The 14308-nt window shown below is 54.8% G+C and carries 9 protein-coding genes and 2 pseudogenes; 8 read left to right on the top strand and 3 right to left on the bottom strand.

The window, feature by feature from the left end; all coding sequences use genetic code 11:
• Nucleotides 1-201: 201 nt before the first annotated feature.
• The 3 genes and pseudogenes from ACTJK9_RS05645 to ACTJK9_RS05635 form a co-directional block, all read left to right on the top strand.
• Nucleotides 202-618, top strand: coding sequence for a hypothetical protein (locus tag ACTJK9_RS05645; protein WP_440812765.1), 417 nt, complete (start codon nucleotides 202-204; stop codon nucleotides 616-618).
• A gap of 147 nt (nucleotides 619-765) precedes the next feature.
• Nucleotides 766-1263 (top strand): annotated as a pseudogene (locus ACTJK9_RS05640) (MCP four helix bundle domain-containing protein); the annotation flags it as partial.
• A 3-nt stretch (nucleotides 1264-1266) separates the two neighbouring features.
• Nucleotides 1267-2394, top strand: a pseudogene (locus ACTJK9_RS05635) (methyl-accepting chemotaxis protein); the annotation flags it as partial.
• 310 nt (nucleotides 2395-2704) lie between these two features.
• Here the strand turns inward: ACTJK9_RS05635 and ACTJK9_RS05630 are convergent.
• Nucleotides 2705-3688, bottom strand: coding sequence for a fimbrial protein (locus ACTJK9_RS05630; RefSeq protein WP_440812763.1), 984 nt, complete (start codon nucleotides 3686-3688; stop codon nucleotides 2705-2707).
• Between the two features lie 876 nt (nucleotides 3689-4564).
• On the opposite strand from ACTJK9_RS05630, the gene ACTJK9_RS05625 reads away from it, so the two are divergent.
• A complete protein-coding gene (locus ACTJK9_RS05625) occupies nucleotides 4565-6004 on the top strand; it encodes a YbhB/YbcL family Raf kinase inhibitor-like protein (protein ID WP_440812761.1) in 1440 nt (479 codons plus the stop codon).
• Between the two features lie 56 nt (nucleotides 6005-6060).
• Here ACTJK9_RS05625 and ACTJK9_RS05620 read toward each other — a convergent pair whose 3' ends face one another.
• Nucleotides 6061-6984, bottom strand: coding sequence for a LysR family transcriptional regulator (locus tag ACTJK9_RS05620; protein WP_440812758.1), 924 nt, complete (start codon nucleotides 6982-6984; stop codon nucleotides 6061-6063).
• Between the two features lie 270 nt (nucleotides 6985-7254).
• Here ACTJK9_RS05620 and ACTJK9_RS05615 point away from each other — a divergent pair, with 270 nt between their 5' ends.
• The 4 genes from ACTJK9_RS05615 to pgm all read left to right on the top strand — a co-directional run bounded on the left by ACTJK9_RS05615 (nucleotide 7255) and on the right by pgm (nucleotide 13479).
• Nucleotides 7255-8277 (top strand): zinc-dependent alcohol dehydrogenase family protein, encoded by a 1023-nt coding sequence (locus ACTJK9_RS05615; RefSeq protein WP_440812756.1) that lies wholly within the window; start codon nucleotides 7255-7257, stop codon nucleotides 8275-8277.
• Between the two features lie 544 nt (nucleotides 8278-8821).
• Nucleotides 8822-10276, top strand: a complete 1455-nt coding sequence (locus tag ACTJK9_RS05610; RefSeq protein WP_440812753.1) for a hypothetical protein — start codon at nucleotides 8822-8824, stop codon at nucleotides 10274-10276.
• Nucleotides 10277-10325: 49 nt separating this feature from the next.
• On the top strand, nucleotides 10326-11756 hold the full coding sequence (locus ACTJK9_RS05605; RefSeq protein ID WP_440812751.1) for a PLP-dependent aminotransferase family protein: 1431 nt from the start codon (nucleotides 10326-10328) through the stop codon (nucleotides 11754-11756).
• 76 nt (nucleotides 11757-11832) lie between these two features.
• Nucleotides 11833-13479, top strand: coding sequence for a phosphoglucomutase (alpha-D-glucose-1,6-bisphosphate-dependent) (gene pgm, locus ACTJK9_RS05600; RefSeq protein ID WP_440812748.1), 1647 nt, complete (start codon nucleotides 11833-11835; stop codon nucleotides 13477-13479).
• 62 nt (nucleotides 13480-13541) lie between these two features.
• Here the strand turns inward: pgm and ACTJK9_RS05595 are convergent, their stop codons facing one another.
• Entirely contained in the window at nucleotides 13542-14237 is a 696-nt protein-coding gene (locus ACTJK9_RS05595) for a pirin family protein (protein WP_440812746.1), read from the bottom strand.
• Between the last annotated feature and the right edge of the window lie 71 nt (nucleotides 14238-14308).

Below are 14308 nucleotides of genomic sequence, written 5' to 3'. Positions count from 1 at the left end.
CATGAGGCATTAAACTCTACAGTTAACGCAAAGGACTTATAAGTTCCTGCTGGAGCCTCCGCAAGCGTTTTCGATGCCCTCAATTTATCAGTGTGCCGTGTCTCGAGTTGGCTGATTCTCTTTTGAGACAATTCTCATTTTTGGCTCCATGTAAATCGGTTATTTTCTAAAAAAAGAAGAGTAGAAAACCGAAGGTGTTTGATGTTTTTTGAAAAAACGAACTGTAGATTATTGAGGATCTTGATTGCCGATAAGGACATTAAAAACGGCAAGTTAATTGAGCGGCAATTAAACAGGTTTGGGTATTTTAATGTACTTCACATTTCGACCTATCGTGATTTAAGAATGCTTACTTACTACTGCCCTCAGAGGTTGGGAATGGTAGTCACTAATGTTGAATTGCTTGAAGAACTTGCCATAAGTCCAGGCAGTTTTTTTGAAGAAAACCTTCTGATACGTCATTTGCTGGTTTTTGATCAAAAAAAAGATCACGCATGGTCAAAAACATTCTTCAATCCCCACCCCGCGCGCTGGATGCGTCTAATTTCGAAATTTGACTTCGAACAATTAGTTGATTTTCTCATGTTGGTTGATCCGGCCTTGGAAGATAGTAACTAGTCAAGCCCATCTGCTATTAGTGATTGGTGGTGCGATTTGATTCCCGCTAGTTGTTCATGCTTGAAAATTTCAAAAAGAATTACTCGATAGATATGTTTTAGTGTGTATCGAGCAGTCGTCTCACAAATATATTTTAAGGTAGATAATATGCTGCTTCGAAAGCTCAACCTTGCTCCGCGATCCACTTTTTGTTTTGGTTTTTTTTGTCTCATGATAGTTGCAATCGGCGTGCTGTGCCTGCGCCAGGTCGATCTTCTCAACAAGGCAGAGACATACGTTGAGACCAATGTTGTGCCCAGTATCAAATTACTAGGGCAGCTGGATAGAGAGTTTGTCGAGATCAAAGGTAACAATGCACGCCTTCGAAATCCAATTGAAACAAACGATCGAAAGTCACAGGCGATGGATGATATTCAGAGATCCCTTCAGTTGATAAAAAAACTAGAGCAGACGTTACGTGATTTGATTGTGACAGCGGATGGCGACCAAGTATACAAAGAGTTTATACAGGCTCGGCTAGTTTACGATAAGGCTCAGGACCAATATCTTGCTACTTTGAAAGAGGGGCGCTTGGATGCTGCAATGTCATTTTCCAAAATTGAGATGAGAGCAGCCTCTGACCTTGTCCAGGTGTCATTGAAAAAAATGATCGCACTAAATGAGATAAAGGCCTATGAGGCCGGTCGAGATGCGGATGCCGTTTATGAGCACACGTTATGGATGGTAGGCAGTTTCATTTTTCTCGCCATCGTGGTCTCGTTGTTGTTGGCGGTGCTCTATACTAGGAGTCTAACAGTTCCTATTGCAGATTCGTTGAAGGTAGCAGAAACCATCGCGGCTAACGATCTGAGCGAACAGATCGAGCACGAAGGTTCAGATGAAGCCGCACAAATGCTGACTGCCTTGGCGGCCATGCGGGAAAACTTACGCGCAGCGTTGATGTTGATCAGTGATTCCTCAGCTCAATTGGCAGAAACTTCTGAAGAAATGCATGCGGTAACCGAAGACATTTCTCGAATTACCAACCGTCAAAATAGTGAGATCGAGAAGGCAGCGACTGCAGTAACTGAAATGAGCGCTGCTGTCGAGGGCGTGGCCAGTAACGCTGCATCGACCTCACAACTGACGGCTCAATCGACCACCGCCGCGATGGCGGGCAGAACTCAGGTTAATGAGACCGTGGCCGCTATAAATGCAATGGTGATCAGCGTCCAGGCAACCTCCACTGAGGTTCAAGCACTCTCGACGATGGCCACCGATATAAGTAAGGTCCTGGACGTGATTCATGAGGTGGCGGATCAAACCAATTTGCTCGCATTGAATGCCGCGATTGAAGCTGCAAGGGCAGGAGAAGCAGGAAGGGGATTTGCTGTAGTTGCAGATGAGGTGAGGGCGCTTGCTCAGCGAACCCAGCAATCGACACACGATATAGAAAAAATGGTGGGGTCGATTCAGATTTGCACGAGTCGTGCTGTATCTTCGATGAGCCAAACCAGCAAACAGGCACATGGTACGCTTGAAATGGCAAAGGTCGCCGGTAAAGTACTAGTTGGTATTACCGACTCTTTAAATCTGATTAACGAGCGCAATCAAATGATGGCAACAGCAGCGGATCAGCAGGCGATAGTGGCACGTGAAGTTGACCGAAATCTGGCGAGCATTCGTGACTTGTCGTGCGAGACAGCCGAAGGAACTATACAGACTGCTACCGCGTCCGCGGAGCTATCTCGCCTGGCGGCAGATTTGAATATGCTGACCAAGAAATTCAACTTGTGAAAGCGTAGGCTATTTTGTAATTGAGTTTCGCTTGGAAACTTTCGTAAGTCGCCTGATTTATTATTCGTGCGCAGGACTATGAGGCTGTCGGGTGGCCGACTTGGAAGTAAAAAGCATCTGTATGCGCGGATGTTATAAAGTTTTTTTCATGGGCCACCTGACAGTCATTTTTCAATCAGTAGGATTTGACTTTTCCAGATTCATGAAAGTTGTTTGTCTGGGCTTATTTTTTGTGTTCAAAGTTGTCGGGCGTTTGCATAAATTGTTGATGATCTTGATTGGTAATCGGCTCTTAGATAGGAGGCTTAATCTATAGGTACTCAATTTGAAACATGATTTCGGCATTTGCTGTGCCGGGCACTATATCGCTTTGCGAAACCCCAGGGAGTCGAACGTATTTCGCAATCATTTGAAGCTCATATGATCCTATCCCTGGTTCAAAATCACTAGGTCGGAAATATTCGCCTAAACTAAGATTCATTCCGAATCTGTTTAGTATTTGTAGCCCGACGCCTTTGGCAGTGGAAGAAGAGTTCAATCTAATCAGTCCTGAGCTCGCCTGGATTGGAGGTGAGCTATCGGCTGGTATCAGCTTGTAATGTATTTTGTTTATTACATTTGGGCAGTTGGTGAGGTAGATCGAAAAATAGACATATTTTGGTGCGATTACATCAAATAATGTGCTTACGGATGGCGTTCCCATGCGAACATCTATTTTATCCGGCGTGCGGCAAGTTTGCGCGATGACGTCCATTGCTGATACCGAGACATTCAAAACTTTAAGTCCATCATGTACATAGTGTCCGAGCGTACCGGCCGGTACTTTGGCGCCAGGTTTAATGTCTGTTAATTTGTACAGATATATGCCGTGAATTTCTCCGTTAGAGTCATAATCGCCTGCCGGTTTACGAACGCCAGCAGGATATCGCCCAACTGAACTACCTTCACGGCTCCAGCGCCATCCAATGCCTGTATCACCGATTTGATATCCCCCATTAACGTCACTAGGTCCTAGGGCGTTTAGCGATCCGCTGAAGAATGGAGTCGTGCACTTTATGGAGTTCTGCGGTGAATTAATTACCTTCTCTGCGTGGTAGATAATGGTTCCATTACTTGCATCTCTAGGGATTGAGATGCTCGAGGGTAAGTTGAATAGAATCGGTGCCTCTTGCTGGCCTGGATAAAAAGTACATTCCGCGCTGGCGTGATAAGACGATATGAGAGAGGTGAGCAATAATGCAGCTTTGTATATGTTTCGTATCATAAGACCTCCAAGGTCGCCGGCTTGATACAAGAAATATCACCTTTAATTGTTAAGTCTAGCTTGTTCGAATGTTTCTCTTTTACAGAATACGAAAACTCCAGTTGCCCCTCCCATAAGAATTGTCTTGTTTTTCAAGGCGCGTTGACGGGGGATGATCACTCGGGCGTGGTTGCTGCTCCGTACAAAAAAATGGTACGCCGTTGTGCGTTGAATAGACTGTAGGAGAACAAGTCAAACGGCCGGAAAAGTGTGTGGCGTTGTAGGTGTGAAGGAATATGTTCTTTTATATATCTATTCAGCTCTTCATGCGTCATAGACATTCGGTCAAGTCATTCGTCTTCATTGGCTGTCGTTATTAGAAAAGGCTATTCGCAGCAATTGAGGATACGCTTATCAGCGTGATGCCTTAAAGCGTGAACGACATGATGCCCTGCAGCAAGATCAAACACTCTACCAAGAACTCGACTCGGTACGACTTAAGATCGAGAAGGAGAGAATCACGCAGGAGAACTATGTGCGCGAGGTTGAGGATCGGGCCCGGGCGGAGGAGAACGCCGCAGTGAAGCAGTTAAAGACCGCCAGCCGAAATCATGATGACCTGCAACGAAAACTGGAGTTGGCCCAGAGCGAACTTAGCCGCGGACAGCGGCATGCAGCGGTGCAAGCAACCCGTGCTGAAACCTTGGAATAGCAGTTGTAACAGATACGGTAATTGCCCGAGACCAAGCGAAACTACGAGTTAGAAAAAAACGGTTGAGTGACGCATCTGAGACATGCATGTTGCTTTGAGACAACTCCTATTTCGTAGGAGTTGGAAGCAATTCAGGATTGCTGATACTGAGGTATGACTAATTTTTTTAGTCGTTAGCCAAAAGCTCAGCATCCACTCTCCAACGGGAGATTCAAATGAATCTTAAGTCTCTGATCGTGCCAATGGCCGTATTGTGGATGGCAACAGCACAAGCCGCCGATTTCAACGTCGTTAGCAAAAGCCAGATCAATGGCAGTTTTTCATCGGCGCAGTTTGCGAACGCGATGGGGTGCACTGGGGAGAATCTGTCTCCCCATGTCGCTTGGCAAGGTGCGCCCCAAGGCACGAAGAGCTACGTCGTGACGATTTATGACCCTGACTCAACTGGTTCTGGATGGTGGCACTGGGTAGTGGCCAATATTCCAGCCAGTGTCACGGAACTTAAAGAAGGCGCGGGTAGCGAAGGCGGAGCAATGCCTCAAGGCGCCTTGGCCGTGCGTGGTGACAACGGCATGCCCGGCTATGCTGGTATCTGCCCGCCAGCGGGTCAAACGCACAATTACGTCATCACCGTGCATGCCCTGAAGGTGGAGAAGCTCGATCTGCCCCCGCACGTCACGCCCGCAATGCTGGGCTTCATGACTCTGGACACTGGTTTAGACAAGGCAACCCTCACCATCAAAGGTGGGCCCCAGCCGAAGGACGGTTTGGCCAAGCTGCAAGCGACTGGCGCGACGCTCGGTACCGAGAGAAAACAAGTTCCCGGCAGTACGCGCCAATATACGCAAGTGGAGATCGACAACCCCTACGCCGCGCCTGACTGGTTTCCCGATCAGCATGCGTCGATGCCAAAACTGGTGAGCCACGGTGATGGTGGCAAGGTTCAGGCTTGCGCCTCTTGCCATCTGGCTTCGGGCTTGGGGCACCCCGAATCGGGCAATCTGGCCGGCTTGCCACAGAGTTATCTGGTGCGGCAATTGGCTGAGTACAAGAGCCGTATCCGCTTCGAGCCCAGTCCCATGCACGCGATGGCCTCTGCCATGAGTGAGCAACAGATGCAGGAGGTGAGCGCCTATTTTTCATCGCTTAAGCCCGCGCGTTCCTCCCGTGTGGAAGAAGCTGGCATGGTGCCGCAAACGGCCATCCATCCGAGCCTTCGCATGCGCCAGGTGGTATCTGACGCGGGGATGGAACCCATCGACGGTAGGTTGATTGAAGTGCCTGAGTTTCCAGAACGGGTCGAGATGCGCGACCCCAATGCAGGTTTTGTAGCTTATGTGCCGCTTGGCAGCATCGCCTTGGGTAAGACGCTGGCGACCGAGGGCGGTGGGCGCACTATTCCCTGCATGGCTTGTCATGGAGAGCACCTCAAAGGCACGGCTGAGGTGCCAAGGTTGGCTGGTCTTTCACCAGACTATGTATTGCGGCAATTGCAGGCATTCAAGAGCGGCGACCGGCACGGCGCACAAGCGCCGCAAATGAAGCCTGCGGTCGAAAATCTGAGCGTCGCCGACATGATCGCCATCTCGGCCTATGTTGGCATGCTGGACTCTAACCTCAGCAGAAGTCTACTACCGTCGCTACATCCCGAGTGACCGCCGGGTCGAAAACGCACATCCACGATTGGCTGCTTCTGGCCGAGAGCTGTCAGTCATAGCTGATCCATGTTGACAGAGCTTCCAAAGAACATCTGAATCCGCGACCGTAACCAGCGCTCACCCGGATCGTTGTCCTGCGACCCACGCCAGGCCATGTGCAGTTCAAACGTGCGCGTCGGCAACGGTGGATCTTCCGCGCGAAGACCACCAGCCGCCGTCAGTGCTTCCGCTGTGTAATCGGGGACGGTCGCGACGATGTCGGTGCCCGCCAGCAGCGTACCCAGTCCATTGAACTGCGGCACCGCCAGGACCACATGCCGTTTACGCCCGAGTTTTTCCAGCTCTTCATCGACGAAACCACTGAGGTCGCCGGCAAACGACACCAGCGCATGCGGGCGGGCGCAGTAATCGTCCAGACTCAGCGGCCCCGGCACGGTATCGGCGCGCAGCAATTTGGGGGCGCTGCGGCGTAGCACCTTGCGTTTGGCGTTGGCCGGCAGGTCGGTGGTGTAGCTGACGCCGATGGAGATTTCGCCGGAGGCGAGCAAGCCGGGCATCAGGATGTAGTTGACGCGACGCACCACCAGCACGATGCCGGGCGCCTCGGCGCGCAGGCGCTTGAGCAGCATCGGCAGCAATGCGAATTCGACATCGTCCGACAGGCCTATGCGAAATACCGAAGTGCTGGTAGCCGGGTCGAATTCCGCTGCACGGCTGACGGCGGTGGAAATCGAGTCCAGGGCCGGGGAGAGCAGGGCGAAGATTTCCACCGCACGGGCGGAAGGTTCCATGCTGCGTCCGGTGCGCACGAACAAAGGATCGTCGAACAGGCCGCGCAGGCGCGACAGCGCCGCGCTGATCGCCGGCTGTCCGAGGAACAGCTTTTCCGCCGCACGGGTCACGCTGCGCTCATGCATCAGCGTTTCGAACACGATCAACAGGTTGAGGTCGACACGACGCAGGTCATTACGATTCATCTGGAGTCCTGGCAGAGTCATCAAGCTTGACGAGAGCGACCATATGAGAACAATGGCCGGCATGAATCTTACGGGGAAAGGCTGGTACTCTGCACCGGGTAATTCAGCTTTACTGAAAAGGCGGCAGCAGATTTTTCATGGATTTTTTCAATGCTGGCCATGCTGCGGAATCAATGACAGGCATGTCGACTATTAATAGCCACTGATAGTCTTGGCTGGAAAGCCCAGATAGAGTTCAGGGCATTAGAGGTTACTTTGACGAGGTTTGCGATGTCCCGCACGATCCGTTTTCACAAGTTTGGTCCGGCCGAGGTGCTCAAATGCGAAGAGCATGCGGCTGCTCAGCCAGGTCCTGGCGAAGTGCAGGTGCGTGTCGAGGCAATCGGCATCAGCTGGTATGACACGCTGTGGCGCCAGAATCTGGCGTCGTCCCAGGCGCGTCTGCCTTCAGGCCTGGGTCATGAAATGGCTGGCGTGGTCACGGCCATCGGCGACGGCGTCGAAGATCTGGCCGTGGGCGACAAGGTGGCCAGCTTTCCGGCCGAGAGCCCCAATGATTACCCGGTCTACGGCGAACTGATCGTTCTGCCGCGCACCGCGCTGACCCGTTACCCCGATGTGCTCAGCCCGATTGAAGCCAGCGTGCATTACACGCCGCTGTTGATCGCCTATTTCGGTTACGTCGATCTGGCACGGGTCAAACCCGGACAGTTCGCCCTGGTGACCGACGCCAGTCACTGTGCCGGGCCGTCCTTCGTCCAGTTGGGCAAGGCGCTGGGTGTGCGGGTGATTGCCGCTACCAAAACGGCGGAAGAGCGCGAGTACATGCTGTCGCTCGGTGCCGAGAAAGTGATCGTCACGGAAGAAGAAGATCTGTTGATGCGAATCAACAAGATCACCGACAACCGGGGTGTCGACGTGGTGTTCGACGGGCTCGGCGGGCCACAGATGTCGCTGCTCGGTGATGTGCTGGCGCCCCGTGGCAGCCTGGTGCTGTACGGCTTGCAGGGCGGCAACCAGACGCCATTTCCGGCCTGCGCAGCGTTCCAGAAGAACATTCAGTTCTTCGTGCACTGCATCGGCAACTTCACCGGCAAGCCAGAGCTGGGCATCATCCAGGACCACGTCGCCTTGCAACGTGCCTTGCGTGATATCAACCAGCTCACCGCCGACCGTGTGCTGCTTCCGCTCAAGACCCGGGTGTTTCCGTTCAACGAGTTTGTCGAAGCTCACCGCTACATGGACGAGTGCCCATGCCGCGAGCGGGTTGCCCTGCAAATCGAAACTGCCTGACCTTCCAATTAGAGTCCGTGGCCCCACGGACTCTTGTGCGTTTTTTCCTTCAGACATCGAGAAACCCTGGGCCAGACGCCTGGGGCTGTTCAGCAACTGAACTGGTTTTTGCTCTCGATCTGTATCTTCTAATTGCCCTTAAGACCCTGATAATTGAATGACTACTTTCATCTCAAGGAATGAGCTATGTCTGTGCATTCTATTTGCTCCGTGCAATATCAATCAGCTGTTTATCATCGCGCCTCAAACTTTTGTTTAATGTTTGTAGGGGCGCTATGTAATCCCTTCTTTTTTTCTTGTGCTCATCGTGCGCAGGGGCTTGTAAGAAGTTTCCTAGGAAAACTCACTTTCTCGAAGAGCCCAGCTACGACGGGGCTTTCGGTCATGCTGCTCGCAAATCCGAGACGCCGCGCGCTCAACTGTTTCAAATAACTACGAAAACTTAAGTGTTAGCATTTCAGCGTCTATTAATTAATGAAGAATGATTGTGCGTTCGCCATTCGTGGCCGCGCGATATAAACCTTTGATACCGGGTGAAGTACTGATGAGCACGATCCATGATCAGGCAATGAATTATGTCTACCAGCAAGTATTGCAACGCCTGCTGAGTTTCTTTTCACGTGCCGAACGCACGGCATTGCAGCTGTTGATCCAGCGCCTGGCGGTTGCTGCGGGGGGGATGGAGCGCATCGGTGAATTCAAGGTATTGGTGACTCAATCCGGTACCCGTGATTGCTGTTACAGCCTGGCCCTGTTACGCGCCGCCCAGTTGAGCATCGCCGGCCGTGCGCCCGCCACATTTCAGTTGCGGGTCGCCACCCTGCGTTGCAATGGCGTACCGGATTCCGCACTGCACAACATGCATCGCAGCTTCAGTGCTCTGTTCCTGCATGACGACCCAAGGGTCGAGCTTCTGATGGTGGATCATCGCGAAATCCTGCCTTTCAACCATCTGGCGCCTGTCAGCGATGAGGGGCGAGAGGCCGGCAGACTCAATCTGCTGATGGTGGGTCATCGTCGTGGACGGGATGAGGAGCTGACACTGTGGGACGACCTGTATCTGACCACTGTCGAGTTCTACGGCCAGGTTGCCCGCTGGAACAACGGTGTCGACGCCTTGATCAGCAGCGACAACGCGCGCCGTCAGGAGCAGTTTATCGACGGTCTCGACCGGGCGGTGCGCAAGGCCGGCATTGGCGAGCTGGTGCGAAGGGGAGTGGGGTTCGATGAACTGTTCGGATTGCTCGACAGCATCGGTGGCGATTGTTATCGCGAGCTCTATTCCGAGGAAGACCGGGTGCCATGGCGGCCGCTGGGTGAGTTCGAGGCCTGTCGCCGCACCAGCTATATCGGCATCGACGATATGGTGGTCGGCAAGATGGAGGAGCGCTGGCCTTTGCTCAGCGATTTTCTTGGGTTCCAAGCCGATGAACTGATGTTTGAAGCGCGTGCCGGTGAATGTAACGACCCCTTGCTCGGTGCCTACCTGAAGGGGCTGCAAGCCAGTTACACGGAAGGCCGCAGTTACGAGGCCGGTGTATCGGACTATCTGCAGCAATGCCTGGCGATGATGCGCCGCCGGAACACGCCTGAACAGGTTTGCGAACGCTTCATATCCCGGTTCGGCAATCTGTCCGATCTGGACGGGCAGCGGTCGCTGGCTGCGGCGGCGCTGCAAAAGAATTTCGGCCTCAACGAGGCACAGGTGGTTTGTCTGTTGTTCGCGCCCTTCATCGATGCCGGCGCCGGCCTTGAACGATTCTTGCGCACTTGCCATCCGGGCATGCTGGTCGCCATGCCCGATCTGCACCGTGCCATGCAGGGCCTGCACGCGCCAGAGCAGGTTTTGCAATGGATGACCGATGTCAGCGGTTTACCCCTGCGACTGATCTGTCGGTTGTATGCAATGGATGCAATCCGTATGGGTGAGCCTTTCGCCAAAACGCAGGAATTGCCCGAGCACGAGGTCACAGCGAGTGATCGTTCGGCGGAAGGTTGAATGTGATCTTGCTGCCCGGCCACGGGGAAGTATCTGCGGGCACCGGCTCATGAATGAGTCGCAAACCTCCGATTTTGCCTATCAGGCGGTCTACCGCTACCTGACCCAACTGATCAGCGAACCGGGCAATCAGGGAGCCATTCGATTGCCATCGTTGAGGCAATTGGCCGAACGGTTGAACGTATCGATCTCGACCGTTCAGTACGCCTACGCGCTGCTGGAGAGAGAAGGCCGGGTCTACTCCGTGGCCAAGTCCGGATACTTTGCACAGGCGACATCGACGGTCATGCCGCCAGGACGCGGCAGTGATTTGCTGGAAACGGTCTACGTCAATGCCAGATGCGCTGGCATGCAGGTACTGAGTGCCGATGAGCCGGCGTTGGTTCAGCCCCTGGATCGTCCCTTGCTGACGCTCGAGCGAGAGCTGCTGCGTCAGTATCCCCAGCACTTGCAGACGCCCGCCCAGCCTTGCGGCGAATTGGAGCTGCGCACGTTGCTGGCGGCCCGCTACACCTCGTCGGCGACACATTGCTGGCACGCCGAAGATGTCTATATCGGTGCCGATCTGAGAGGGGTGCTGGAAATCCTGATCGCAGTTCTCGGGCTGCGCCACTCAACCGTAGTCGTCGAGTCGCCGTGTGACTGGATGATCCTGCGCTTGCTTGAGTCTGCCGAAGTCCGGGTCATTGAACTCCCGATTCAGCCAGACGGGGCGCTCGATCTGCAGACACTGCAGAGGCTGCTCGAAACCGAGCGGGTGCGGCTGATCCTGTTGTCCTCGAAACTGAACATGCCCCACGGCAGCCGTCACCCTCCGGACAGTCGCCAGGCCGTCGCACAACTTCTCGCGAATCATGGCACCTGGGTTCTGGAGAACGATTGTCATGGCGAGTTGCTGGACGACGATGACGGTGAGCCACTGCGCGAGCTGGTGGATCCCGACCGGCTGTTGATCTTTTCCATGTTCGAAAAAATCATCGGGGTTGAAGCCCCCTATGGGTTTGTCCTGTCGCGACAATGGCGCGCCGATTTGCAGCGTCACTTCCTGTTGCGTTCGTTTCGCCTTTCACCGATCCGGCAAAAGGCCATCGCCCGACTCTATGGAAGCGGGCGGGTCGACCAGCACTTGCCGGTGCTCAAGCGCATACTCAGGGAGCGTCGGACGCGATGGATCGAGCTGATACATGAACGCCTCGGCGACATTGTGCAGATCATCGAACCCCGGGGCGGTGCAACGATCTGGCTGCATTCTGCGCGCCCGATCACCATGGATGCCGTGTTTCAGCGGCTACTTAAACAACACGTGCTGATTGCACCCGGAGAGCTGTTCAGCCTCCAGGGGCTGCACGCGCAGAACCTGCGTCTGAGTGTGACCGGCAGCGCCGAACTCGAGTTGTTAAGACTTGTCGGATTGCTTGGGGATGCGTTACGACTGGCTCCGCGGGCGGATGTTCGAAAACACCCGGTCTGTGTGCAATAGACCCCATCGCACTCCGGACAAACTGCCAGTAAACTCCCTTGTAATTTCTTGAACCACTCTATTTCAGAGGTTTTGCATGACACTCAGTCCTTTTGCGGGCAAACCGGCACCGGCAGAATTGTTGGTCGACATCCCGCGACTGGTTACGGCGTATTACACCGGTCAACCCGACGCCTCGGTTTCCACCCAGCGCGTGGCGTTCGGCACCTCCGGGCACCGGGGCAGTTCCTTTGATTTGAGTTTCAACGAGTGGCACGTTCTGGCCATCAGCCAGGCGATCTGCCTGTATCGCGAAGCCCAGGGCATCACCGGGCCGCTGTTCGTCGGCATCGATACCCACGCGCTGTCGACTCCGGCAGGGGCCAGCGCCCTGGAAGTACTGGCCGCCAACGGTGTGACCGTGATGATCGCCGAAGGTGATGAATACACGCCGACCCCGGCGGTTTCTCACGCCATTCTTTGCTACAACCGTGGTCGCACCACGGGTCTTGCCGACGGCATCGTCATCACCCCGTCGCACAACCCGCCACAAAGCGGTGGCTACAAGTACAACCCAACCAACGGTGGCCCGGCCGACACCCACATCACCAAGTGGATCGAAGCCAAGGCCAACGAACTGCTGGCCAATAAACTGGCCGGCGTCAAACGCATCAGCTACGAGCAGGCGCTCAAAGCCAGCACCACCCATCGCCACGACTACGTGAACACCTACGTGGCCGATCTGATCAACGTCATCGACTTTGATGCCATTCGCGGCGCCAAACTGCGCTTGGGCGTCGATCCGCTGGGCGGAGCAGGGGTGCGCTACTGGTCGGCGATTGCCGAGCACTATCGTCTGGACCTGGAGGTGGTGAACAAGGAAGTCGATTCGACGTTCCGCTTCATGACCGTCGACTGGGACGGTCAGATCCGCATGGACCCATCGTCCAGCCATGCCATGCAAGGTCTGATCGGTCTGAAAGAGCGCTTTGACGTGGCCTTCGCCTGTGATCCGGATCATGACCGCCATGGCATCGTCACACCGTCCGGCGGTTTGCTGGCACCGAACAACTACCTGGCCGTGTCGATCGACTACCTGTTCCAGAACCGTCCACAATGGCGCGCCGATGCAGCCGTGGGTAAAACCGTGGTCAGCAGCGGTCTGATCGATCGCGTGGCCAAGCGACTGGGCCGTCGTCTCTACGAAGTGCCGGTCGGTTTCAAATGGTTCGCTGACGGTCTGTTCGACGGTTCGCTGGGGTTTGGCGGCGAAGAAAGCGCTGGCGCCTCGTTCCTGCGCAAGGACGGCGGTGTCTGGAGCACCGACAAAGACGGCCTGATTCCAGCCCTGCTGGCCGCTGAAATGACTGCCCGCACCGGCCGCGACCCAAGCCAGGCCTACCGTGCACTGACCGAGGAGCTGGGCGAGCCGTTCTCGGTGCGAGTCGATGCCAAGGCCAACCCGGAGCAGAAGGCCCTGCTGAGCAAGCTGTCGCCGGAGCAGGTCACCTCGACCGAACTGGCGGGTGAGAAGATCCAGAGCATTCTCAGCAAGGCTCCGGGTAACGATCAGGCCATTGGCGGTCTGAAAGTGATGACCGAAAACGGCTGGTTCGCTGCGCGTCCGTCGGGTACTGAAGACATCTACAAGATCTACGCCGAAAGCTTCATCGGCGACGACCACCTCAAGCAACTGGTGGCCGAAGCGCAAACCCTGGTAGACGGTGCGATCAGCACCCAGTAAATCCAGACAACGGAAAAGGGCGACCCTGAGGTCGCCCTTTTTTTTGCCCCGCTATTCGCCTATCAGGCCAGATCCACCAACACGATCTCGCTGTCTTCCAGCGCCGTGACGGTCAGCACTTGTTCATCAGCCACCGCCACACCGTCTCGAGCTTGTGCGCGCAAGCCGTTGACTTCAATGACGCCCGTCGCCGGAACCAGATACGCGCGACGTCCTGCATCGAGGCGATATTCAGCGGTTTCCCCGGCCTTGATATTGGCCGCCACCAGGCGTGCGTCGGCGCGGATGCGCAGGCTCTGATCGTCGCCAGTCTTGCCGCTGGCGAGGGTTACGAAACCTTCGCGGTCGCCTTTCGGGAACGGTTTGGCGCCCCATGACGGTGGTGCGCCGGTTTCGGTCGGCAGAATCCAGATCTGGAAAATCTTGGTGTCCGTGGCTTCCAGGTTGTATTCGCTGTGGGCGATCCCGGTGCCGGCGCTCATCACTTGCACGTCGCCAGCCTCGGTGCGGCCCTTGTTGCCCAGGTTGTCCTGGTGGCTGATCGCACCTTCACGCACATAAGTGATGATTTCCATGTCGCGGTGCGGGTGGGTAGGGAAGCCCGTGCCGGCGGCAATGATGTCGTCATTCCATACACGCAGGTTGCCCCAGCTCATGCGTTGCGGATGGTAGTACTCGGCGAACGAAAAATGGTGATGGGCATCCAACCAGCCGTGATGGGCGCCGCCCAGCGAGCTGAAAGGTCTGAGTTCAAGCATGATCGTCTCCTCAAAAGGTTCGTCATGGGGCGTGATGCCTGAGCCACGAAGCGAGACCGGTGATTGATGGC

The sequence above is a fragment of the Pseudomonas sp. 22082 genome (assembly GCF_052046055.1).
GTDB lineage: Bacteria > Pseudomonadota > Gammaproteobacteria > Pseudomonadales > Pseudomonadaceae > Aquipseudomonas > Aquipseudomonas pharyngis.
The sequence above is the reverse complement of the archived record's forward strand: the minus strand, read 5'-3'. Positions and strand labels throughout refer to the sequence as shown.